The sequence below is a fragment of the Yersinia sp. 22-579 genome, from assembly GCF_030433455.1.
Lineage (GTDB): Bacteria > Pseudomonadota > Gammaproteobacteria > Enterobacterales > Enterobacteriaceae > Yersinia > Yersinia enterocolitica.
The window spans coordinates 51,518-75,621 of the sequence record NZ_JAUJTZ010000019.1; the positions used below are offsets into that span (position 1 = coordinate 51,518).

The window sequence follows — 24,104 nt, forward strand, 5'->3', positions numbered from 1 at the left end:
CCCTCATCAAATTGGAATAATTAACTGCTGTATTTTTACCACAGTCAATTTTATAAAGCAAACCATCAATTTGGTAAATAGTTTATAAAAAGAGATTACAAAATAATAAGTTAGTGATTCTAAAAAAACAAAACCCCTGCATTGCAGAGGTTTTATTGTGGGCAACGAATGCCTGTATCTCCCATCAGTTCAGGAGGTTAGAGTAACTTATGCGGTAGCGCCCGCAACAGCTTGTTTAGCTAATTCAGTAATGCGAGCGTAGTCACCTTTTTCCAAGGCATCAGCAGGAACTAACCATGACCCGCCGATACACAACACGCTTTTCAGCGCCAGGTAATCACGATAGTTATTCGGTGTGATACCGCCAGTTGGGCAGAAACGCACTTGAGAGAATGGGCCACCAATGGCTTGCAAGGCTTTCACGCCGCCGTTAGCTTCTGCCGGGAAGAATTTAAACTCACGCAGGCCATAACTCATGCCCAGCATCAGTTCTGAAACCGTGCTGATCCCTGGGATCAACGGAATAGAGCCTTCAGTCGCTGCTTTGAGAAGTTCATCTGTCAGCCCCGGGCTAATAGCAAATTGAGCACCAGCCTCAACCACGTCAGCCAATTGCTGCGGATTAAGAACAGTCCCCGCGCCAACTATCGCTTCAGGCACTTCTTTAGCAATAGCGCGGATAGCCTCAACAGCACAAGGGGTGCGCAACGTCACTTCCAGCACCCGAACACCACCAGCCACCAGGGCTTTTGCTAATGGTACCGCTTGCTCGAGCTTATTAATCACGATCACCGGGACAACTGGGCCTGCGGTCATGATTTGTTCTGCGCTCGTTTTCCAGCTTTTCATCAGTTGTTATCTCCACTTATGCCGATTGGCATGTACTCACCCGAAGGTGTTAGTTGAAATATGGCAGGCAGAACATGCATTCCTGCTTCTGCCTGCCATAAAGAATCACAATGCGAGCCAGCTAACGGCTCTTTATTATATTTATTCGAACTCATTCCATGAACGACCATCACGAGTGATCATGGCGACAGATGCTACTGGCCCCCATGTCCCGGATTGGTAAGGCTTAGGTGCTTCATTATCAGCAGCCCATGCATCCATGATGGAATCGACCCACTTCCAGGCTTCTTCTACCTCGTCACGGCGTACAAACAGCGCCTGAATACCGCGCATCGTCTCTAACAGCAGACGTTCATAAGCATCAGCCATATGCTGTTCGTTAAAGGTTTTGGTGAAGCTAAGGTCAAGTTTGGTGGTTTGTAAGCGGTGCTTGTGCTCCAGACCTGGCACTTTATTCAGCACTTCAATTTCGATGCCTTCATCTGGTTGCAGACGAATGGTCAGCTTATTTTGTGGCAGTTGCTGATAAGATTCACGGAACAGGTTCAGCGCAGGGTTTTTAAAGTACACCACCACTTCAGAACATTTGGTCGGCAGGCGTTTACCGGTTCTCAGATAGAACGGCACACCGGCCCAGCGCCAGTCATCAATATCCACACGAATAGACACGAACGTTTCGGTATTACTGCTCTTATTCGCCCCTTCTTCTTCCAGATAGCCAGGCACTTTATTACCTTGCACAAATCCAGCGGTGTACTGACCACGTACTGTGGTTTCACGCACATTGGTGTGATCGATACGGCGCAGAGAGCGTAGTACTTTCACTTTTTCATCACGAATACGGTCAGTACTCAAATCTGCTGGCGGTGACATGGCAATCATAGTCAGAATTTGCAGCAAATGGTTTTGAATCATATCGCGCATCTGACCGGCCTGATCAAAATAGCCCCAGCGCCCTTCGATCCCCACTTCTTCTGCCACGGTTATCTGCACATGGTCAATCGTGCGGTTATCCCAGTTGGATGCGAACAGTGAGTTAGCAAAACGTAAAGCCAACAAGTTCAGCACGGTTTCTTTACCGAGATAATGGTCGATGCGGTAAACCTGACACTCGTTGAAATATTCGGCAACCTGATCGTTAATCACCCTTGAGGACGCTAAATCTTTCCCCAATGGTTTTTCCATTACCACCCGCGCAGGCTCTTTATTCAGCCCTGCCTCACCCAAGCCTTTGCAGATTGCACCAAAAGTATTAGGTGGCATGGCAAAATAATTGATAGTTATGCGGTTTTTCTGATCCAACATTTTGCCCAATTTGGCAAAGTGTTTGCTGTCATTGACATCTAAATTACAGAAGTCGAGACGAGAACTGAGTTTTTGCCACAATTCATCATCCAGCTTCTCTTTCATAAAGGTATCGAGGGCTTCCTTTACCACGGCTGTGTACGCGTCTTTATCCCAGTCGGCACGGCCTACGCCGATAATCCGAGTATCTGGGTGGATGTGACCCGCTTTCTCTAATTGGTAAAGGGAAGGCAACAGTTTCCGGCGAGCCAAGTCTCCCTTAGCGCCGAAAATCACCAGATCACACGCCTGGGCTGCCTGGGCTGTATTAGTTACCGCCATGTTATTCTCCTCGTTGCAGGATATTTGTAATTTTCTTACATTACTAATGTACTCTCTTTGACTATAGCCAGTAAACCCAGATAAAAGCGGGTCAAAAAAGGTCAAAAAACACGCGATAGAGTGGCAAGCCGCGTCAAATCTGGCGGTACAACTTTAAAATGTAATTTTATGACGGTTTTGACAACTATTTACCATTATGAAAATTAGACACAGGTCATATTCTGGTGAAAAAGAGTCACTTCTTACCAGATGCCTCTGCCAACGGGTCCCAGCTCGTAGTATATTTTCATTAAACCGGCATAGATTTCTCCTTTAAATGAAATCGGTAAAACCCATGGGTGATTCTCGATATATGAATACGCTGGAAAATATCCAAAATAATCTGGACCTCCTGAGCAAATCGGAACGGAAAGTCGCCGAGGTCATCCTCGCCTCCCCACAAACGGCCATCCACTCAAGTATTGCCACCCTCGCCAAATTGGCGAACGTGAGCGAACCCACCGTAAACCGCTTTTGCCGTCGATTAGACACCAAAGGTTTTCCTGATTTTAAACTTCATTTGGCACAAAGTCTGGCTAATGGCACACCTTATGTGAATCGAAATGTTGAAGAGGATGATAGTGTATCCGCTTACACGGGGAAAATATTCGAATCGACCATGGCTAGCTTGGATATGGTGAAGAATAATTTAGACATTGCAGCCATTAATCGAGCAGTAGATTTATTGACGCAAGCGAAGAAGATTTCGTTCTTCGGCCTTGGCGCGTCTGCTGCCGTGGCCCATGACGCGATGAATAAATTCTTCCGCTTCAATATCCCGGTGATTTATTTCGATGATATCGTTATGCAACGTATGAGTTGTATGAATTCCAGTGAAGGTGATGTCGTAGTATTGATCTCCCATACTGGGCGGACAAAAAGCCTGGTAGAGTTGGCTCACTTAGCTCGTGAAAACGATGCCACTGTGATTGCCATTACCTCGCGCGATACTCCGCTAGCCCACGAAGCAACATTACCGCTGCTGCTGGATGTGCCGGAAGATACTGATATGTATATGCCGATGGTGTCACGGATTGCTCAATTGACCTTAATTGATGTGTTAGCCACCGGATTTACGCTGCGTCGCGGTGCGAAATTCAGAGATAACCTGAAACGGGTCAAAGATGCATTGAAAGAATCGCGTTTCGATAAAGGTTCAGCGCGTATCAATAGCGGTGAATAACGTTCATGAATCCATAAGCAGAATTCAAACTCGCTTTGTTTTGTGCTAACGCAGCTTCTGTAGTGATAATCTGACATATTATTGGCACATAATTTTCACCATGGCTCCGGTAAATATTATCTGAGTCGATAAGTTAAGATAGCTTGAGTACTTTTTACTATCGGATTTATTATCCGCTGTTTTAACAACACCATGCTTCACCAGTCAACGGAGTAAGAGATGTCCAGACGGCTTAGAAGGACCAAAATTGTTACTACACTGGGGCCAGCTACTGACCGCGACAATAATCTGGAAAAGGTTATTGCAGCAGGTGCTAACGTAGTCCGCATGAATTTTTCCCACGGTAGCGCTGAAGATCATATAAAACGAGCCAATGACGTTCGTAAAATAGCAGCCAAATTGGGCCGACATGTAGCGATTCTTGGCGATCTACAAGGTCCTAAAATCCGTGTATCAACCTTTAAAGAAGGCAAAGTATTCCTTAATATTGGTGATAAATTCCTGCTAGACGCCAATATGGCCAAAGGTGAAGGCGATAAGGAAAAAGTCGGTATCGATTATAAAGGGCTACCTGCTGATGTGGTTCCCGGTGATATCTTGTTGCTGGACGATGGCCGTGTGCAGTTGAAGGTTATTGAAGTTCAGGGCATGAAAGTGTTCACTGAAGTGACTGTCGGCGGCCCGCTCTCCAATAACAAAGGGATTAACAAGTTAGGTGGTGGCCTGTCAGCCGAAGCATTAACCGAAAAAGATAAAGCCGATATCCTCACCGCCGCCAAGATTGGCGTGGACTACCTAGCTGTTTCTTTCCCACGTACCGGTGAAGATTTGAATTATGCCCGTCGTCTGGCGCGTGATGCTGGTTGCAATGCACAAATTGTGGCTAAAGTTGAGCGTGCTGAGGCTGTGGCAACCGATGAAGCTATGGATGATATCATTCTGGCCTCTGATGTGGTGATGGTAGCTCGTGGTGATTTGGGTGTTGAGATTGGTGACCCTGAGTTGGTCGGTATTCAGAAAAAACTGATCCGCCGCGCTCGTCAGCTAAACCGTGCGGTGATCACTGCGACTCAGATGATGGAGTCGATGATAACCAACCCAATGCCAACCCGTGCTGAAGTGATGGACGTGGCTAACGCAGTGCTAGATGGTACCGATGCGGTGATGTTATCAGCTGAAACAGCTGCAGGTCAGTATCCGGCTGAAACTGTTGCTGCAATGGCTCGCGTTTGCCTGGGTGCAGAAAAAATCCCTAGTATTAATGTGTCAAAACATCGCCTGGATACACAATTCGACAATATCGAAGAAGCTATCGCGATGTCGACCATGTATGCGGCAAACCATCTGAAAGGTATCACGGCAATTATTGCCATGACCGAGTCGGGCCGTACTGCATTGATGATGTCCCGTATCAGCTCCGGTCTGCCAATTTTCGCTATGTCGCGTCATGAACATACGTTAAATCTGACAGCCATCTATCGTGGCGTCACTCCGGTATTCTGTGATACTCACACTGACGGCGTGCTGGCAGCTAGTGAAGCAGTCAATCGACTGAGAGACAAAGGTTTCCTGGTGTCAGGCGATTTAGTTATTGTCACTCAAGGCGATGTCATGGAGACAGTTGGCACCACCAATACCAGCCGCATTCTGCGTGTTGAATGATATGATTTTGTGATAGACAAAAAGCAAAAACCCGCTGATCACTAGCGGGTTTTTTATTCCTTATTTTCTGTTTCAACTCCCACGCTAAGCGTTACAAGTCCTTACGAACATAAGGTTCTATTTCACCTTCTTTGCGGGTTTTCAGCAGTTTTAAAATCCAGGTATATTGTTCTGGATTTGGTTTAACCAGCAGTTCAACTTCTTCATTCATACGACGTGCAATATAAGCATCATCCGCATCTGCCAGATCATCCATCGGTGGACGAATATAGATATCAAGGCGATGTTCACGATAATTGTAAACAGGGAACATTGGAACGATGGCTGCACGACAGACTTTCATCAATCGCCCCACTGCCGGTAGCGTGGCCTTATAAGTCGCGAAGAAATCAACAAACTCACTTTGCTCAGGGCCGTAGTCCTCATCGGGCAAGTAATACCCCCAGAACCCCTGGCGCACGGAACTGATAAAGGGCTTGATGCCACTGTCACGCGCATGAATACGGCCACCAAACCGCAAGCGTGCGCTGTTCCATAAATAATCGACAACAGGATTGCGTTGATGATGGAACATACCGGCTACTGGCTTACCTTGCTCTGCGAGCAACATGGCCGGAATATCAATCGACCAGGCATGGGGCACCAACAAAATAACATTGCGCTCTTGCTGTTGCAGTCCATCTAAAATATCCAGTCCATGCCAATGAACCCGCGTCAGTACTTTCTTTGGGTCGCGAAAACACAGTTCCGCCATCATCATTAATGGTTGCGCCGCGGTTGCAAACATTTGATCAATAATATGTTCGCGCTCTGCTTCTGGCAGCTCTGGCATACAATAAAGTAAGTTAATGCGAGCTCGGCGACGGGCACTTTTAGCAAACTTTCCGGCAAGACGCCCCACCCCGGCCAATAATGGATCACGGAATTTCGGTGGGACATATGCCATTGCGGCCATGGCCCCGGCCCCTAACCACACCCCCCAAAAACGTGGATGTAGAAAAGATTTTTTAAATACCGGAATAAAGCCAGCTGCGTCGTTTTTCTCTTTGTGCATGGGGAACTCTTGGAATGGGCGATGGGATAATAATATACCGCTGGGTATAAACGCGCCGGTAGCCCATAGCTACCGGCATGCGATTAATCCAGTTGCAACTGCGGAATGACCTGTTTGGCAAGCGCCAGATATTCACTACGGTCTTTGCCGCTTAACCCTTCTGAGCGCGGTAACTTGGCGGTCAATGGGTTAACTGCTTGCTGGTTCATCCAAAATTCATAATGCAGATGCGGGCCAGTGGAACGGCCTGTGTTACCTGACAATGCGATGCGATCACCACGTTTTACTTTTTGGCCTGGTTTCACCAGTAACTTCTTCAAATGCATATAACGGGTGGTGTACTGACGGCCATGACGGATAGCAACATAATTTCCCGCCGCCCCGCTGCGCTTAGCAATAACCACTTCACCATCACCCACAGCCAGTACCGGTGTACCAACTGGCATCGCAAAATCTACCCCTTTGTGCGGTGCAATACGCCCGGTCACTGGGTTAATTCGGCGCGGATTGAAGTTAGACGAGACGCGGAATTGTTTCATGGTGGGGAAACGCATAAAGCCACGCGCCAGGCCAGAACCCTGGCGGTCATAGAACTTACCGTCTTCGGCACGAATAGCGTAATAATCCTTACCACCTGAGCGCATTCGCACCCCGACCAGTTGGCTTTGCTCACTGCGGCCATCGAGTATTTCACGGGACATCAACACCGAGAACTGATCACCTTTGCGCAGCTTGGCAAAATCTAACTGCCATTGTAATGCTTTCGTCACTGCGCGTATTTCTGCGCCAGTCAAACCGGCCTTTTTGGCACTGGTAACAAAACTGCCATCCAGCCGACCAGTAAGAACGGTATTGGTCCAGTCGCCTTTCTGTAACTCTTTTGTTTCTTTGAAATTATTACCTACACGGTCATAAGTGCGGGTTTCTCGACGAGAAACTTCCCATGTCAAACGCTGCAAATCACCGGTGTCATTGACAGTCCACGAGATTTGTTGCCCGATCTTCAAATTACGCAAATCACGGTTTTGGGTTGCCAGTAAGGAAACATCCGAGATATCAATGCCATATTGGGTAAGAATGCTGCTCAGGGTATCCCCGGTTGAGACAACATACTCATGGACGCCAGTTTCACTGACATCTTTGGCATCTAATTCGTCTTGCGGGATTTCATCATCAGGAGTTGGCTGATCAATGGGTTCGCTGGCTTCGGGTAATAAAATGCGGGTTTGGCTGGTATCTAATACCACGCTCTTGGCGATTGGCTCATGTTCCGGATGATAAACAAAAGGCCGCCAAACAGCGACGGCCAGTGTCATTACAGTCAACGACCCCAGCATGATACGGTGGGGCCTCGGGAGATTGTTATACGCCAAGGTGATAGTTCGGACTATCTGCTGCACTTATGAGTATCCTTTTAATCTTGCTTCAGGCAGCTCACGTATTGGTTCGACAACTGAGACATAAAGTTCACATAGCTGTCCTTACCTAATACTATGCCACTCCCCAAAGGATCTAAGGTGCCTGAACGCACGTCTGTTCCTTTGGCGACAGCATTAATGACGGCCGGCCTGAATTGTGGCTCAGCAAAAACGCATACCGCTTTATGCTCAACCAACTGTGTTCGAATTTGATGTAAACGCTGCGCACCAGGTTGAATTTCGGGATTGACTGTAAAATGCCCTAATGGGCTCAAGCCAAAGTGTTTTTCAAAGTAGCCATAAGCATCATGAAAAACGAAGTATCCCTTACCTTGGGCAGGCTTTAGCATAGTAGCAATATTTTTTTCATTTTGCGCTAGTTGATCCTCGAATCGGCGCAGGTTTGCATCTAATTTGTCCTTATTTTGTGGCATAAGTTCCAATAATCTGTCGTGAATAGCAATTGCAGATTGTTTGGCAATAGTTGGGGACAACCAAATATGCATATTATATTCGCCGTGATGATGCTCATCATGGTGATTATCTTTAGCATGATCATGGTCATGACCGTCGCCTTCCCCTTCATGTTCATCATCTTCACTACCTTTCATCAATAAAGGCATGACAGAAGGTAACTGCGCCAATGCTATCTGTTTATTATCAGCAACTTGCGTTAGAGGTTTCGATAAAAATGCTTCCATTTCCGGCCCAACCCAAATAACCAAGTCAGCGCTACGTAACCGCTGGACATCTGATGGGCGCAGGGCATAATCGTGCGGTGATGCGCCATCGGGCAATAAGACTTCTGTCGGTAATACGCCATCAGCGATAGCTGAGGCAATAAAACCCAACGGTCGCACTGATGTAACGACCGCTGCTGAAGCAATATTAAATGGATTGGCAATTAATATTGCACTGGCCAACATTGCGCGCTTTAGCCATTTATTTTTGTGTAACATAATACGAATTCTCGACGTTTTGATGGGTTAAGCGTAATATTATAACATTCAATCGGTTCTGCAAACGTAATCATAATGTCCACACTGGTAACTCTAAATAAGATATCCGTCACTTTTGGTAGTCGGCGGGTGCTCAATGATATTTCCCTTTCCCTGCGTCCGGGAAGAATTCTTACTCTGCTTGGGCCAAATGGCGCGGGCAAATCAACCTTGGTGCGCGTGGTGTTAGGGCTGATTGCGCCCACCAGCGGCTCGATTATTCGTGAGCCGGGTTTGCGCATCGGCTATGTACCGCAAAAGCTCCATCTGGATACGACATTACCGCTAACAGTGAGCCGTTTCATGCGGTTGAAACCGGGCGTTAAAAAAGCGGATATTCTGCCAGCTCTAAAACGGGTTCATGCTGCTCATCTATTGGATCAGCCAATGCAAAAACTGTCCGGCGGTGAAAACCAGCGGGTACTTTTAGCCCGTGCATTATTGAATCGTCCACAGTTACTGGTGCTGGATGAACCGACGCAAGGCGTTGACGTCAATGGACAACTCGCGTTGTATGATTTAATTGAACAATTACGTAGAGAACTCGGTTGTGCAGTACTGATGGTGTCCCATGATTTGCATTTAGTGATGGCTAAAACCGATGAAGTATTATGTCTTAACCAACATATTTGCTGTTCCGGCGCTCCGGAAGTGGTCTCAACTCATCCTGAGTTTATCGCCATGTTTGGTCAACGTGGAGCTGAGCAGTTAGCGGTTTATCGTCATCACCATAATCATCGTCATGATTTACATGGAAAGATTATTTTGAAGAACAGTGGGAGCCGTGGCGCATGATTGAATTATTGTTGCCTGGCTGGTTAGCAGGTGTATTGCTGGCAACGGCGGCGGGGCCTCTGGGATCCTTTGTTGTCTGGCGTCGGATGTCCTATTTTGGTGATACCTTAGCGCATGCATCATTGCTAGGTGTTGCATTCGGTTTACTGCTCAATGTGAATCCATTTTATGCTGTCATCGTGATGACCATGTTGCTGGCACTGATTCTGGTGTGGTTGGAACGCCGCCCGCAGTTGGCCGTTGACACACTACTCGGGATTATGGCTCACAGTGCATTATCTTTGGGCTTAGTGGTGGTTAGCCTGATGCATAATGTGCGGGTTGATCTCATGGCCTATCTATTTGGCGATCTGCTTTCGGTTACATTGAGTGATATCTGGTTGATAGCCGCAGGAGTGGTGGTGGTGCTCGGGATATTGTGCTGGCAATGGCGAGCGTTGCTATCAATGACTATCAGCCCGGAACTGGCTCATGTAGACGGTGTTAATTTAGAACGCGTCCGGATGCTGCTGATGCTGGTGACCGCACTGACTATTGGCTTGTCGATGAAGTTTGTTGGCGCACTGATTATTACGTCCTTACTGATCATTCCTGCCGCCGCCGCACGCCGTTTTGCCCGCACTCCAGAACAAATGGCCGGTATTGCCATTGGTATTGGTATTGTTGCCGTGACCGGTGGCTTAACCTTCTCTGCTTTTTATGATACCCCGGCTGGCCCTTCAGTCGTGTTGTGTGCCGCAGTGATGTTTATCCTAAGTCTGTCGCAAAAAGCGCGCGGGTAATAATTGTTAAGTGGGGTTTTATTGATAAACCCCATTCTTAACCACCTCCCCTATCCCCCCTCAAGCATCAATTCTGTTTTTTATATTTTAATTAGTGTGATCAACCACAAATACAATATATATGCAGTGTAATACCCTGCATAACACTTCAAACATTGAGCAATATATTGATTATGCAGATTCTTAACTTGTCTCTGCATGGGCCTTGTACGCTCTCAATTTACGCCGAATGACTATTCGCGCAGAGGCGACTTATCATGGAAAGATCCACCCCCACAGGTTTACTTCAGCAACCTAAACCGTTCTTTATGATCTTTTTTGTCGAGTTATGGGAGAGATTCGGTTATTACGGTGTACAAGGTATTCTGGCTGTTTTCTTCGTTAAACAGCTTGGGTTCTCGCAAGAACAAGCATTTGTCACTTTTGGTGCTTTTGCTGCGTTGGTTTATGGCCTGATTTCCATCGGTGGATATGTCGGTGACCACCTACTCGGGACTAAGCGCACCATGGTCTTGGGGGCGGTGGTACTGGCAGCGGGTTATTTTGCCACCGGTTTATCATTGTACCAACCGAACCTGATTTTCTTTGCTTTAGGTACTATTGCTGTGGGGAATGGTTTATTCAAGGCCAACCCAGCCAGCTTATTATCTAAATGTTATCCACCGAAAGATCCTCGGTTGGATGGGGCCTTTACTCTATTCTATATGTCGATCAATATCGGCTCCTTACTGTCACTTTCATTGGCACCGGTTATAGCCGAACGTTTTGGTTATACCGTTACCTATTACTTATGCGGCATTGGTTTGATTTTTGCCCTACTGGTCTATTTCTGCTGTCGTCATATGGTGCGCCATATTGGTTCTGAACCCGACACAAAACCCTTAAATTGGCGCAATCTGCTGTTGGTGCTGCTGGGCAGCGCAGTGATGATATGTGTCTGCGCCTGGTTGATGAATCATGTTTTTATTGCCAATCTGGTGCTAATCGCGTTGTCACTGATTGTCGTCTTTATCTTTTTTAGAGAAGCATCGAAGCAGGACCAACTGGGCCGTAATAAAATGTTTGTTGCTTTCATTCTGATGATTGAAGCGATCGTATTTTACGTTTTATATGCGCAGATGCCGACTTCACTTAACTTCTTTGCTATCAATAATGTCCATCATGAGATCCTCGGATTCAGTATCAACCCCATTAGTTTCCAGGCACTTAACCCATTCTGGGTGGTAGTCGCCAGCCCTATTTTGGCCTCAATCTATACTCGATTGGGTAGCCAAAATCGTGACTTATCCATGCCTGCAAAATTTACTTTAGGTATGTTTTTATGTTCGCTGGGTTTCCTGACTGCAGCGGCGGCCGGAATGTGGTTCGCTGATGCACAAGGTCTAACATCACCTTGGTTTATTGTTCTGGTTTATTTATTCCAGAGCTTGGGGGAATTGATGATAAGCGCCCTCGGCCTGGCGATGGTGGCGGCGTTAGTACCGCAATATTTAATGGGGTTTATTCTGGGGATGTGGTTCCTGACGCAGGCGGCCTCGTTCCTGATTGGCGGCTACGTAGCAACCTTTACTGCGACACCTGAGGGCATGACTGATCCACTTGAAACCTTACCTATCTACACCGATGTGTTTGGCAAAATTGGTATGGTCACACTGGTGATTGCGTTAGTTATGGCGCTACTTATCCCATGGCTTAACCGAATGATTAATTCATCGGCCAAGGAGGATGCAGTAGCCTGAGGATCTCACTTATCAGGGCTGACAATAGCGCAGCCCTGCATCAAAGAGGCTTACTCTTCGCGGGTGATACCAAAATGTTTATAAGCGTGATTGGTAGCAATACGCCCGCGCGGAGTGCGCTGAATAAAACCTTGCTGGATTAAATACGGCTCCAGAACATCTTCAATGGTTTCCCGCTCTTCACCAATTGCCGCAGCGAGGTTATCCAGCCCCACCGGCCCCCCCATAAACTTATCGATGACCGCTAGCAAAAGTTTTCGATCCATAAAATCGAATCCTTCAGCATCAACATTCAGCATATCCAGCGCTTTCATCGCCACATCGCCGTTGATCGCCCCATCAGCCCTCACTTCAGCGAAGTCACGCACCCGGCGCAACAAACGGTTAGTGATACGTGGCGTCCCTCTGGAGCGGCGTGCCAACTGGTGCGCACCTTCCGGAGTCAATTCCAGGCCCAAGCACTTGGCACTGCGCGAGACAATATGTTCTAAATCAGCAACTTGATAGAACTCAAGCCGCTGCACAATACCAAAGCGGTCGCGCAGTGGAGAGGTCAGTGAACCGGCTCGTGTAGTCGCGCCAATTAAGGTAAACGGCGGTAGATCGAGTTTGATGGAACGTGCAGCTGGGCCTTCACCAATCATGATATCCAGTTGATAATCTTCCATTGCCGGGTAGAGAATTTCTTCTACCACTGGAGATAATCGGTGAATCTCATCAATAAACAACACATCATGCGGCTCCAGGTTGGTCAACATAGCGGCTAAATCACCCGCTTTTTCCAACACCGGGCCGGAGGTGGTGCGCAAATTGACACCCATTTCATTAGCAACAATATTGGCCAGTGTGGTTTTACCTAAACCCGGAGGGCCAAATATCAGCACATGATCTAACGCATCACCGCGCTGTTTCGCCGCCTGGATGAAGATTTCCATTTGCTCGCGGACATGAGGTTGCCCGACATATTCAGCCAATAGTTTCGGACGGATAGCCCTGTCAATGCTCTCTTCATCACTGATAACACCCGCAGAGATCAGGCGGTCTGCTTCAATCATTTTAGACCCCTACTTCAATCATTTTAGACCCTTACTTCAATCATTATCTACCTCTACCTATAACGCGGCACGCAAAGCATCACGGATCAAGGTTTCACAATCTGCACCCGGTTTAGCTATTTTACTCACCAGGCGGCTAGCTTCTTGTGGTTTATAGCCCAAAGCCACCAGCGCAGAAGCGGCTTCCGCTTCGATATCGGCATCTGAGATTTGTGACGAATTACTGGCAGGCAACTGAATATCACCGGTATTGTTGAACAAGTCACCATTGAGGCCTTTAAAGCGGTCTTTCATTTCAACCACTAACCGCTCAGCGGTCTTCTTGCCGACCCCCGGTAATTTCACCAAGGTGGTAATATCTTCGCGTTCAACCGCAGCTACAAACTGTTGCGCAGACATTCCAGAAAGAATGGCCAGCGCCAGTTTTGGCCCCACACCGTTCACTTTTATTAATTCACGAAACAGTGCTCGTTCCTGTTTATCATTAAAACCGTATAGTAGTTGAGCATCCTCGCGAACCACAAACTGGGTAAAGATAATGGCTTCCTGCCCAATATCTGGCAGCTCATAAAAACAGGTCATAGGTAGTTGGATTTCATAGCCAACACCGTTAGTTTCCAGCAGCACCAGGGGTGGCTGTTTTTCCAGAATAATACCTCTGAGGCGCCCTATCACGTTGACTCTCTCCTCGTTTACCCACATTCGGGTATAACCATAATGGCTGTTTATAGCATAAAAAAGGCTGGATGGATATCCAGCCTACAATAACAGTTAACCTGCTCGCATTAAAATACCAGTCAGCGAAGCCTGCCGCGCGCCAACACCATTTGGGCATTGCCCAAACGCAGGGTATTTTGACTAAGATGGCAATGGGTTATGGCAATTGCCAGCGCATCAGCGGCATCTGCCTGAGGGTTTGCAGGAAGTTTCAACAGTGAGCGCACCATGTGCTGAACCTGGCTTTTTTCCGCCGCACCTGTGCCTACTACCGTCTGTTTAACCTGACGAGCGGCATATTCGGAAACCGGTAAATTCAGGTTTACCGCCGCAACAATTGCCGCTCCTCGCGCCTGCCCCAGTTTTAAGGCCGAGTCCGGGTTTTTCGCCATAAACACTTGTTCGATCGCAAAAAAATCGGGTTGGAACTGAGTGATAATTTCAGTGACACCTGCATAAATCAACTTCAGGCGAGTAGGCATATCATCAACGACAGTGCGGATGCAGCCACTGCCCAGATAGGTGAGCTGACGACCTTGTTGGCGAATTACGCCATAACCGGTGACACGGGAACCGGGGTCGATGCCTAATACGATCGCCATACCAGTTTATTCACCTTGTTCAGTGCTTCTAATGGCACCGGCCACAAAATGTGGCCAGTGTTATACCCGTCATACTTCAAGCGGCATGTGTGTTGGCAGCCTTACTACAACTCGAATTATTTAGGCTATTAAAATAGAGCTAAATAGCAGAATAAAAACACACTGACTTACAGTGTTGCTGCCACTTCATCAGAGATTTCACCGTTGTGATAAACCTCTTGCACATCATCTGAGTCTTCCAGCATATCAATCAGACGCAGCAGTTTTGGCGCAGTTTCTGCATCAAGTTCGGCTTTGGTTGATGGAATAAGAGAGACTTCAGCGCCTTCGGCAACCAGACCGGTAGCATCCAGTGCATCTTTCACCGCGCCGAGAGATTCCCAGGCAGTAAACACATCAATAGCGCCATCATCATAGACCACGATATCATCAGCACCCGCTTCCAGTGCTGCATCCATCACCGCATCTTCTTCCAAACCCGGTGCATAGGAAATAACACCTTTTTTGGTGAATAGATAAGACACCGAACCATCAGTCCCCAGATTACCACCGGTTTTGGTGAATGCATGGCGAACTTCAGATACGGTACGGTTACGGTTATCACTTAAGCATTCAACCATTACGGCAGTGCCGCCTGGGCCATAGCCTTCGTAAATGATGGTTTCCATATTGTTATCTTCATCACCACCCACACCACGAGCAATTGCGCGGTTCAGGGTGTCGCGTGTCATATTATTTGACAGCGCTTTATCGATAGCTGCACGTAACCGTGGGTTCGCACCAGGATCACCACCGCCCAGGCGTGCAGCGGTTACCAACTCACGAATAATTTTAGTGAAAATCTTACCGCGCTTGGCATCCTGTGCCGCTTTGCGGTGTTTTGTGTTGGCCCATTTACTATGACCTGCCATAAATAAGTATCTCCAAAATAGCCTAACTAGACTGAATAAAGAACGTACTCTTCAATCGCATGCTGATTACTCCAGGACTTAGTCAATGCTGCGGCATCCGCAGCATCTAGCCACTGGTAAGCAAGATGTTCGGTAATCACAACATCCCGCTCTTCGGGTAACGCCAAACAGAACCAATGTTCTTTATTGCGCGTAACACCCGGCGCATAGCGACGGCGCAAATGCACAAAGAGTTCAAATTCCACACAGCGCTGGCAGTCGAACAGCTCCAGATTTTCACCCAGTATATCAATGCCGACTTCTTCCTTTACTTCGCGCTGGGCGGTTTCCAACGGCGTTTCATCACCTTCCAGACTGCCGGTGACCGACTGCCAAAAATCAGGATCATCACGCCGTTGTAACATCAACACCCGGCCACTGTTTCTGGCGTAGATCACCGCCAAAATAGACTCAGGCCGCTTATAATTCATTACTGATTCTCTTCTGCCGAGCTATCAGTGGCCCCTTTCTTCGCTACCACGCTGATAGACAGCTCTTGCAGTGAAGCAGGATTGGCAAAACTTGGCGCATCAGTCATCAGACAAGCCGCAGCCGTGGTTTTCGGGAAGGCAATAACATCACGAATGTTATCAGTACCGGTCAACAGCATAACCAGACGATCCAAACCAAAAGCCAGGCCCGCATGTGGTGGGGTACCGAATTTCAATGCATCCAGCAGGAAGCCAAACTTCTCACGCTGTTCTTCTTCATTGATGCCCAGAATACCAAACACTTGTTGCTGCATTTCAGTGCGGTGAATACGCACTGAACCGCCACCCACTTCGTAGCCGTTAATGACCATATCGTAAGCATTGGCGATAGCGGTAGTCGGTGCCGCAGCCAGTTGCTCCGGGCTCATGTCTTTAGGTGCAGTGAACGGATGATGCATGGCAGACAAGCCGCCTTCGCTATCGTCTTCGAACATTGGGAAGTCAACGACCCACAACGGTGCCCATGAATCCAGTTTGGTCAATGCCAGGTCACGGCCGACTTTTAGACGCAACGCGCCCATCGCATCCGTCACCACTTTAAAGCTGTCAGCACCAAAGAACAGGATATCGCCGCTTTCAGCCTGAGTGCGGGCCAGAATAGCTTCCAACACATCAGCACTGAGGAACTTCGCGATTGGGCTTTGTACCCCCTCAACGCCAGCAGCACGATCATTAACTTTCAACCATGCCAAGCCTTTCGCACCATAAATACCGACAAACTGACCGTATTCATCAATTTGCTTACGCGTGACCTGCGCGCCACCCGGCACGCGCAATGCTGCGACACGGCCTTTGGCATCATTGGCTGGGCCGGAGAAGACTTTAAACTCTACATCTTTAACTAAATCAGCGACATCCACCAATTCCATTGGGTTGCGCAGATCCGGCTTATCAGAACCGTAGCGACGCATAGCTTCGGCAAAGGTCATCACCGGGAAATCACCGAGATCGACACCTTTGGTTTCCTGCCACAATTCGCGCACCAGTTTCTCCATCACTTCACGCACTTGGTCGGCGGTCATGAAAGAGGTTTCAACATCGATCTGAGTAAATTCTGGCTGACGGTCAGCACGTAAATCTTCATCACGGAAGCATTTTACAATCTGATAGTAGCGATCAAAACCAGACATCATCAGCAATTGTTTGAACAACTGCGGGGACTGTGGCAGTGCATAGAACTTGCCTTTATGTACACGGCTTGGCACCAGATAGTCACGCGCACCTTCCGGCGTCGCTTTGGTCAGCATCGGGGTTTCAATATCCAGGAAACCATGGCTGTCCATGAAGCGGCGCACAAAGCTGGTAATTTTAGCGCGCGTTTTCAGGCGATCGGCCATCTCAGGGCGACGCAAATCCAGATAGCGATATTTCAGGCGCTGCTCTTCGCTGTTAGTCTGATTTGAGTCCAGTGGCAACGGCTCAGAACGGTTGATAATATTCAGTGTATTGGCAAAGATTTCCACTTCACCGGTCGACATATCTTTGTTGATTTGGCTGTCAGGACGTGCGCGCACAGTACCGGTAATCTGGATACAGAACTCATTGCGCAGTTCAGAAGCTTGCTCGTAAGCTGCTTTATGGTCGGGATCGAAGAATACCTGAACAATGCCTTCGCGGTCACGCATATCAATAAAAATCAGGCCACCGAGATCACGACGACGGTTAACCCAACCACAAAGTGTCACTTCTTGGCCAACATGGGACAGATTCAACTGCCCGCAATACTCAGTACGCATACAATATCCTTTTACTCAGCCGATGCCGCACGCGTTATGCACTGCCCGTGCGGCTATTTTCTGATGAGCCCTAATTTGAGCCTCAGCTACTACTGTCTGGTTTACTTTTATTATCTGGTTTGCTGTTACTGCCCGGCTTGAAATCTGTCGCGTACCAACCGGTGCCTTTCAATTGAAAGCCGGCCGCAGAGATAAGTTTCGATAACGCGGGCTGATGACACGCAGGACATTGAGTCAGTGGCGCGTCGGAAAATTTTTGCAATTTCTCTAATCGATGGTTGCAAGCGCTACACGCATATTCATATATAGGCATAGGTATTTTGGATTAAAGAGTGTTGAAAAAAGGGGGTCATTATAAAGGAAATTCGTGGCGTAGATAAGAGCGAACGCACAGCTCAGGCACGACAAAACCTCTTTCAGTACTGTTTTAACACATCATTTAACAAAATTATCTCCTCACAAGGACGTCCCGATAACATATGTTGGCATAAACTGGTCAGCAGATTAAGTTTATCGTCCAGAATTTATCCAATGATACCGAGGCATAACACCATGAAACTTGATGCAAAAACCACCGCATTGGTACTAATTGATTTGCAACAGGGAATTTTACCCTTTGCTAAAGGCCCTTACAGTGCAGAGCAGGTCGTCGCGACCAATGCTGGCCTGGCAGAACGCTTTCGTAAGCTCGGTGCCCCTGTGGTTTTCGTGCGCGTGGGTTGGTCAGATTCATTTGCTGAGGCGCTGAAACAACCGGTCGACCAACCTAGCCCAAGTCCGGCAGGTGGTTTACCTGAGTCATGGTGGACTTTCCCGTCAGAACTTGCAGTTACAGATAGCGATATCAAAGTAATAAAACACCAATGGGGGGCGTTTTACGGTACCGATTTAGATTTACAACTGCGTCGCCGCGGGATCAAAACCATAGTGCTGGCGGGAATTGCCACCAATATTGGCGTTGAATCCACCGCCCGCGCCGCCTGGGAGCACGGTTATGAACTAGTGATTGCAGAAGATGGTTGCAGTACTGCCAGCACTGAAATGCAGCAATTCGCGGTTGAAAAAATCTTCCCCCGCATCTCCCGCGTACGCAACAGTATCGAGATCCTTGCAGCCCTGAGCGCGTAACGTTAAATTTGTGCTAACTGCGGACTTGTAGCGCCAAGTAAGAAGAGTTTACCCAAATTAATTGGTGTTACAGCTAGGCAGCAAATGAATAAATCCCGATGAGCTGACGTTGGTCAGTGATTCGGGTGCGTGAATGCAGCTAACAACGCTGTAGCGCCAAGTAAGAAGGGTAAAAGATGTATATAGGACTGCCGCAATGGCAACACCCAAGCTGGAACCGTTTGGGTATCAAGGACTTGGCTGATTACAGCCGCTACTTTAACTGTGTTGAAGGGAATACTACTTTTTATGCACTGCCACGGCTGGAAATAGTACAACGCTGGCGCAATATGACGCCCGATAACTTCCGCTTTTGCTTTAAATTCCCGGCGACTATCAGCCATCAAGCGGCTCTGCGTGACTGTGATAAGGATCTGCAAGCCTTTTACCAATGTCTGTCCCCGCTGCATGATCGGATTGGACAATTATGGTTACAGCTACCCGCCGCTTTCGGGCCAAATGACCTCAATCGTTTATGGCAATTTATTGATAAATTGCCGGCGGGTTTCCATTATGGCGTGGAAGTGCGTCACCCAGAATTTTTTGCCAAAGGTGATGCCGAACGCGCGCTCAACCAAGGCTTGCACCAGCGAGCAGTCAATCGAGTGATGCTTGATAGCCGCCCTATTCACGCGGCGAAGCCTCTCACTGAAGCGGTTCGTGACGCGCAAAGTAAAAAACCGCGCCTTCCTGTGCACGCGATCGTCACCGGCAGTCAGCCGTTGGTACGCTTTATTGGTGGTGACCAATGGGAGGATAACCTGGCATTGTTTGCGCCTTGGTTGCAAAAACTACCGCTATGGGAACAACAGTATCAGCCCTATGTTTTCATTCACACACCAGATAACAGCGACTCCCCCCAACAAGCACAAAAGATTTGGCAGCAATTAGCCACAGTGATTGCCACCTTACCCCCAGCCCCAGATTGGCCGGAACAAGATACGCTGTTTTAACCCTGACTGTGCATTTTTCACCCAAACACAGCACTACCTACAGGTCATGTTTATCCCTGTCTTACAAGTTCATCATTCCAAACACTAAACCGAGTATCAAGAAATGTGATTCCTACCATTTTTCTAGCGACAGTAACACGGTAGGCGGTTATCATTATCTGGCCAGTCTATGTTGGGCAATGGAGTTAAAAATGGTTAGCTCGCTTTATGTGGTGTTGGGCGCACTGTTATTGATCAAGCTTTCATTTGATGTAGTTAAATTGAGAAATCAGTACCGAGTCGCTTATGGCGACGGTGGTTTTTATGAATTACAAACCGCCATCCGTGTACATGGCAACGCTGTGGAATATATTCCTATTGCTGTCATTTTACTCATTATGATGGAAATGAACGGTGCTGAAACATGGATGCTCCATATCTGTGGATTGATGCTGATAGTTGGCCGCCTGCTACATTATTATGGTTTACGTCATCGCGAAATTCGCTGGCGCCGCTCCGGGATGAGCGCCACCTATGTTTCGTTGGTTTTGATGATTATTGCTAATATTTACTACCTGCCTTGGGATCAGATTTTCAGCCTGACCTAATAGGCCTGTTCGGATTGTTGCTCGGTTCCCAAACGGAACACAGTTAGTTCGGGCGGCTAATTGCCGCCTTCATGCCTGCCCTCACCTCTCTACTATCCACTCGCGCTTTATCGCGCTCATTTGTTCTGTTTTCTGTTATAATACGCGCCTTTAATTTCTTGTTCATTTCTTACTTAGTCAATGACAGCCATGCCAAAACGCGAAACGCAATCTCTACACGATACGCAACAGCAACCTGGGCCAACAGCGCCACAGCGTGATAGCCTGTTTGCTGCCCCTATTGCCAAGTTAGGTGACTGGACTTTCGACGAAAAGGTCGCTGAAGTCTTCCCTGATATGATAAGCCGATCGGTGCCCGGCTATTCCAACATCATCTCGATGATAGGCATGCTGGCTGAGCGTTTTGTGCAACCCAATAGCCAGATTTACGATCTTGGCTGCTCACTCGGTGCGGCAACACTGTCAATGCGGCGTAATATCAAAGTCGAAGGCTGTAAAATTATTGCCGTGGATAACTCACCGGCAATGGTTGAACGCTGCCGCCGTCATATCGATGCCTTCCGGGCAGAAACGCCAGTAGACGTGGTGGAGTCCGATATTCTGGATATCCAGCTTGAGAATGCCTCAATGGTGGTGCTTAACTTCACGCTGCAATTCCTTGAGCCAGCGGATCGCCAACGGCTGCTCAATCAGGTATACCAAGGGCTACGCCCAGGTGGTGCCTTGGTGCTGTCAGAGAAGTTCAACTTTGAAGATAATGATGTTGGTGAATTACTGTTCAATATGCATCATGATTTTAAGCGTGCGAATGGCTATAGCGAGCTGGAAATCAGTCAGAAACGTAGCATGCTGGAGAATGTCATGCTGACGGATTCGGTTGAAACCCATAAAAAGCGTCTGCATCAGGCCGGTTTCGAGCACGCGGAAGTGTGGTTCCAATGTTTTAATTTTGGTTCGTTAATTGCCCTGAAAGCGGGAGAGGCTCAATGATTGAATTTGGCGATTTTTACCGGCTGATTGCCAAAGGCCCGCTAAGCCCATGGCTAGACACCCTGCCCGCTCAGCTCAGTGCCTGGCAGCGCGAATCATTACACGGTAAGTTTAAAACTTGGTTTAACGCTGTTGAGCACTTGCCGCAGCTCACGCCAACCTCGCTGGATTTACGCGAGGGTGTGCGGGCAGAGATGACTCCGCCGATTTCAGCGGGGCAACGTGAAGGGATGGAAAACATGTTGCGCGCCCTGATGCCCTGGCGCAAAGGTCCCTTCTCTTTGTATGGGTTAGATATTGACACTGAATGGCGTTCCGACTGGAAATGGCAGCGAGTTTTGCCACACATCAGTCCACTAGCAGGTCGCACTATTCTGGATGTCGGGTGTGGCAGCGGGTATCACTTATGGCGCATGATTGGTGAAGGTGCACATCTGGCGGTGGGAATCGACCCAATGCAGCTATTTTTATGCCAGTTTGAAGCTATTCGTAAATTGCTTGGGGGTGACCAGCGAGCCCATGTGTTGCCATTAGGTATTGAACAACTGCCGGAACTGGCGGCCTTTGATACCGTATTCTCAATGGGCGTGCTGTATCATCGCCGTTCACCGTTGGATCACCTCTATCAACTTAAAAATCAGTTGGTTAATGAGGGAGAACTGGTGCTTGAGACCTTAGTGGTCGAAGGTGATAGCCAGCAGGTATTAGTGCCCGGTGATCGGTATGCTCAGATGCGGAATGTGTATTTTATTCCCTCGGCCCCAGCCCTGAAAGCCTGGCTGGAAAAATGTGGGTTTGTCGATGTCAGAATTGCCGATATGGCCGTGACCACTACCGATGAGCAACGCCGTACCGATTGGATGACCAGTGAGTCATTAGCTGAATTCCTCGATCCGAACGATCCCACTAAAACGGTTGAAGGTTATCCGGCCCCACTCCGAGCGGTACTCATCGCCCGTAAACCATAAAAAAACCCCGGTCGGATTGGCCGGGGCATTGACAACTTTACCACTGCAAATGCGCAAAATCTAAGCAGATTGTGGTAACGGCGCACCCATCACCAACAAACTTTTCATCGCTTCAACCACTTCACCGTCTACACAATAATGAGCAAACTCATCAACATCGCTGTCAGCGCACATTGTCACACCCGCTTTGCGGTATTTCATCGTTGACGGCACAGTTCGGCCAGCAGAGCTGTGAAGCTCCCGAATACCGGCATCAATAAATTTCTGCATATTCGTGAGACGAACCCCCGCCCCGGCCATGATAATCGGTCCTTGCCCCTGAGTGGCGGCAACTAAATCTTTCAATAATGCCAGCCCCAACTCAGCATTCTGTTGCTGACCTGAGGTTAAAATTCGCGCCACATTCAGATCCGCTAATTGTTGTAACGCAATCATTGGGTTCTGACACATATCAAATGCTCGATGGAAAGTGACCGCCAATGAGCCACTAATAGACATAATTTCTCGCATCCGGCGCATATCAATGTGACCATCAATATCCAGCGCGCCCACGACCACCCCGGCAAACCCCATATCACGGATTCTGGCAATATCATTTTTAATGATGGCGAAATCATTGTCGCTGTAGCAAAAATCCCCCCCGCGCGGGCGGACGATTGGGTGAACGGGAATGGTAACCGTCTCTCTGGCCTGCATTAATGCACCGATGCTCGGCGTTAAGCCCCCTTCGGACTGACCGCAGCATAATTCAATCCGGTCGGCTCCTGCCTTTTCTGCTATTTGCGCGCAATCCACGCTATAGCAACAAATTTCCAATTTAGTCATTCTCTCCCCCGTTTGACGGATGCCACTGCGGCAGTAAATACCCTATGACTTCTCAGCATATAAATATCGGCTTAATAGTTAATCGACTAAATAACAGGCTAAATAATGTCTCACACTAAAAAAGCGTTAATCAAGCACACTGAGGCATTCACTATGGCACTCATTTTGAATCCATGAGTAGACGCCAGTCACAGTGATAACCATAAGTGATAGTCGGTATCGAAATAAATAACCCATATACGTTAGCCATTACGCTCACTAGCTACAATTTGCCGCAAAGTATAAGGGTGAAACTTAATGGTTATCTCACCATCACTCACCGCAAATGTTGGATTGGCTAAGCGCTCATGCTCGCCTTGCGGAGAACTAAACTTAGTCCTAACCCCCTCTGGCAGGGTCGTCGGTAATAAGGCGCGTGCCCGCTGCATCAAGGTTTGTGGGTCACCCAGTAGTACCAGTTCAACATGTTCCCACCCTTCATGGGGATAATATGTTTTCCCCGGATAAGGTAATTCCACACAATCTATTTGCCAAGGCCCAACAACTAGTGGTGGCGTTAAATCGAACAAACAAATAGATCGGCCATTAATTTGTGTTTCGGACATCAAATTGCCACATTGCTGTAAACCACTGCGCCAGCGTTGTGCCGTTTCTGTTTGATGACAGCGCAATGAAATATGGTCAGCACTGAATTGCGTCAAATCCAGATTTAATTTAGCCGCGAAAACAACCAGCTTTTGTTCAAAATAGGGCAAGTCTGTGAATAAGTCCGATAATTCGACGATATCTTTCAGGCTGCTCATTTTATTCTCCTGTTAACTGTTATTTCCGGCACTGAAGCGGCCATAATCTACAGTTATTAGTTCTAATCAGCCATATTTAATCTATCCCCGTCATTCTTCAAGCTGCATGCGCGTT

General features: G+C 47.9%; 24 protein-coding genes. 10 read left to right on the top strand and 14 right to left on the bottom strand.

The window, feature by feature from the left end:
* Window positions 1-207 precede the first annotated feature (207 nt).
* Window positions 208-849, bottom strand: coding sequence for a bifunctional 4-hydroxy-2-oxoglutarate aldolase/2-dehydro-3-deoxy-phosphogluconate aldolase (locus QSV56_RS19365; RefSeq protein ID WP_005163029.1), 642 nt, complete (start codon window positions 847-849; stop codon window positions 208-210).
* A gap of 141 nt (window positions 850-990) precedes the next feature.
* Window positions 991-2,475, bottom strand: coding sequence for a glucose-6-phosphate dehydrogenase (gene zwf, locus QSV56_RS19370; RefSeq protein ID WP_005163030.1), 1,485 nt, complete (start codon window positions 2,473-2,475; stop codon window positions 991-993).
* Between the two features lie 316 nt (window positions 2,476-2,791).
* On the opposite strand from zwf, the gene QSV56_RS19375 reads away from it, so the two are divergent.
* Both QSV56_RS19375 and pyk read left to right on the top strand, forming a co-directional pair.
* Window positions 2,792-3,697: a MurR/RpiR family transcriptional regulator gene (locus QSV56_RS19375; protein ID WP_026017862.1), complete on the top strand. Its 906-nt coding sequence runs from the start codon at window positions 2,792-2,794 to the stop codon at window positions 3,695-3,697.
* A 219-nt stretch (window positions 3,698-3,916) separates the two neighbouring features.
* Window positions 3,917-5,359 (top strand): pyruvate kinase, encoded by a 1,443-nt coding sequence (pyk, locus tag QSV56_RS19380; protein ID WP_019079622.1) that lies wholly within the window; start codon window positions 3,917-3,919, stop codon window positions 5,357-5,359.
* Between the two features lie 91 nt (window positions 5,360-5,450).
* Here the strand turns inward: pyk and lpxM are convergent, their stop codons facing one another.
* The 3 genes from lpxM to znuA all read right to left on the bottom strand — a co-directional run bounded on the left by lpxM (window position 5,451) and on the right by znuA (window position 8,790).
* Window positions 5,451-6,413 (bottom strand): lauroyl-Kdo(2)-lipid IV(A) myristoyltransferase, encoded by a 963-nt coding sequence (lpxM, locus tag QSV56_RS19385; protein WP_019079623.1) that lies wholly within the window; start codon window positions 6,411-6,413, stop codon window positions 5,451-5,453.
* Between the two features lie 83 nt (window positions 6,414-6,496).
* A complete protein-coding gene (gene mepM, locus QSV56_RS19390; RefSeq protein WP_005169193.1) occupies window positions 6,497-7,813 on the bottom strand; it encodes a murein DD-endopeptidase MepM in 1,317 nt (438 codons plus the stop codon).
* Window positions 7,814-7,827: 14 nt separating this feature from the next.
* Window positions 7,828-8,790 (bottom strand): zinc ABC transporter substrate-binding protein ZnuA, encoded by a 963-nt coding sequence (znuA, locus tag QSV56_RS19395; protein WP_019083208.1) that lies wholly within the window; start codon window positions 8,788-8,790, stop codon window positions 7,828-7,830.
* Between the two features lie 75 nt (window positions 8,791-8,865).
* On the opposite strand from znuA, the gene znuC reads away from it, so the two are divergent.
* From znuC to dtpB, 3 genes are all read left to right on the top strand, one after another.
* On the top strand, window positions 8,866-9,624 hold the full coding sequence (gene znuC / locus QSV56_RS19400; protein ID WP_019079626.1) for a zinc ABC transporter ATP-binding protein ZnuC: 759 nt from the start codon (window positions 8,866-8,868) through the stop codon (window positions 9,622-9,624).
* Window positions 9,621-10,406 (top strand): zinc ABC transporter permease subunit ZnuB, encoded by a 786-nt coding sequence (gene znuB, locus QSV56_RS19405; protein ID WP_019079627.1) that lies wholly within the window; start codon window positions 9,621-9,623, stop codon window positions 10,404-10,406. Before znuC ends, znuB begins: the two co-directional genes overlap by 4 nt.
* Window positions 10,407-10,663: 257 nt before the next feature.
* A complete protein-coding gene (dtpB, locus tag QSV56_RS19410; RefSeq protein ID WP_046050821.1) occupies window positions 10,664-12,145 on the top strand; it encodes a dipeptide/tripeptide permease DtpB in 1,482 nt (493 codons plus the stop codon).
* 50 nt (window positions 12,146-12,195) lie between these two features.
* Here the strand turns inward: dtpB and ruvB are convergent, their stop codons facing one another.
* From ruvB to QSV56_RS19445, 7 genes are all read right to left on the bottom strand, one after another.
* A complete protein-coding gene (gene ruvB / locus QSV56_RS19415) occupies window positions 12,196-13,200 on the bottom strand; it encodes a Holliday junction branch migration DNA helicase RuvB (RefSeq protein ID WP_005163065.1) in 1,005 nt (334 codons plus the stop codon).
* 57 nt (window positions 13,201-13,257) lie between these two features.
* The gene (gene ruvA / locus QSV56_RS19420) at window positions 13,258-13,875 is read right to left on the bottom strand and encodes a Holliday junction branch migration protein RuvA (RefSeq protein WP_019079629.1); all 618 of its coding nucleotides are present in this window, start codon (window positions 13,873-13,875) and stop codon (window positions 13,258-13,260) included.
* A 122-nt stretch (window positions 13,876-13,997) separates the two neighbouring features.
* Window positions 13,998-14,519 carry a crossover junction endodeoxyribonuclease RuvC gene (ruvC, locus tag QSV56_RS19425; protein WP_019079630.1) on the bottom strand — a complete coding sequence of 174 codons (522 nt, stop codon included), beginning with the start codon at window positions 14,517-14,519 and terminating at the stop codon, window positions 13,998-14,000.
* Between the two features lie 167 nt (window positions 14,520-14,686).
* Entirely contained in the window at window positions 14,687-15,430 is a 744-nt protein-coding gene (locus QSV56_RS19430) for a YebC/PmpR family DNA-binding transcriptional regulator (protein WP_005165984.1), read from the bottom strand.
* 26 nt (window positions 15,431-15,456) lie between these two features.
* Entirely contained in the window at window positions 15,457-15,900 is a 444-nt protein-coding gene (gene nudB, locus QSV56_RS19435) for a dihydroneopterin triphosphate diphosphatase (RefSeq protein WP_301213370.1), read from the bottom strand.
* Complete coding sequence (gene aspS / locus QSV56_RS19440) at window positions 15,900-17,696, bottom strand: aspartate--tRNA ligase (RefSeq protein WP_019079632.1); 1,797 nt, start codon at window positions 17,694-17,696, stop codon at window positions 15,900-15,902. The genes nudB and aspS overlap by 1 nt, the downstream gene beginning before the upstream one ends.
* A gap of 82 nt (window positions 17,697-17,778) precedes the next feature.
* The gene (locus QSV56_RS19445) at window positions 17,779-18,009 is read right to left on the bottom strand and encodes an FmdB family zinc ribbon protein (protein ID WP_005165975.1); all 231 of its coding nucleotides are present in this window, start codon (window positions 18,007-18,009) and stop codon (window positions 17,779-17,781) included.
* 239 nt (window positions 18,010-18,248) lie between these two features.
* On the opposite strand from QSV56_RS19445, the gene QSV56_RS19450 reads away from it, so the two are divergent.
* The 5 genes from QSV56_RS19450 (at window position 18,249) to cmoB (ending at window position 22,361) form a co-directional block, all read left to right on the top strand.
* Window positions 18,249-18,824, top strand: a complete 576-nt coding sequence (locus QSV56_RS19450) for a hydrolase (RefSeq protein ID WP_046694934.1) — start codon at window positions 18,249-18,251, stop codon at window positions 18,822-18,824.
* 176 nt (window positions 18,825-19,000) lie between these two features.
* Window positions 19,001-19,816 (top strand): DUF72 domain-containing protein, encoded by an 816-nt coding sequence (locus QSV56_RS19455; RefSeq protein ID WP_301213374.1) that lies wholly within the window; start codon window positions 19,001-19,003, stop codon window positions 19,814-19,816.
* 191 nt (window positions 19,817-20,007) lie between these two features.
* Window positions 20,008-20,403, top strand: coding sequence for an MAPEG family protein (locus QSV56_RS19460; RefSeq protein ID WP_005165969.1), 396 nt, complete (start codon window positions 20,008-20,010; stop codon window positions 20,401-20,403).
* A 189-nt stretch (window positions 20,404-20,592) separates the two neighbouring features.
* Entirely contained in the window at window positions 20,593-21,393 is an 801-nt protein-coding gene (cmoA, locus tag QSV56_RS19465; RefSeq protein WP_005169166.1) for a carboxy-S-adenosyl-L-methionine synthase CmoA, read from the top strand.
* A complete protein-coding gene (cmoB, locus tag QSV56_RS19470) occupies window positions 21,390-22,361 on the top strand; it encodes a tRNA 5-methoxyuridine(34)/uridine 5-oxyacetic acid(34) synthase CmoB (protein ID WP_046050819.1) in 972 nt (323 codons plus the stop codon). Before cmoA ends, cmoB begins: the two co-directional genes overlap by 4 nt.
* Window positions 22,362-22,421: 60 nt before the next feature.
* Here the strand turns inward: cmoB and cutC are convergent, their stop codons facing one another.
* Window positions 22,422-23,186, bottom strand: a complete 765-nt coding sequence (gene cutC, locus QSV56_RS19475; RefSeq protein WP_046050818.1) for a copper homeostasis protein CutC — start codon at window positions 23,184-23,186, stop codon at window positions 22,422-22,424.
* A 242-nt stretch (window positions 23,187-23,428) separates the two neighbouring features.
* Complete coding sequence (locus QSV56_RS19480; RefSeq protein WP_046694932.1) at window positions 23,429-23,989, bottom strand: VOC family protein; 561 nt, start codon at window positions 23,987-23,989, stop codon at window positions 23,429-23,431.
* Window positions 23,990-24,104 lie beyond the last annotated feature (115 nt).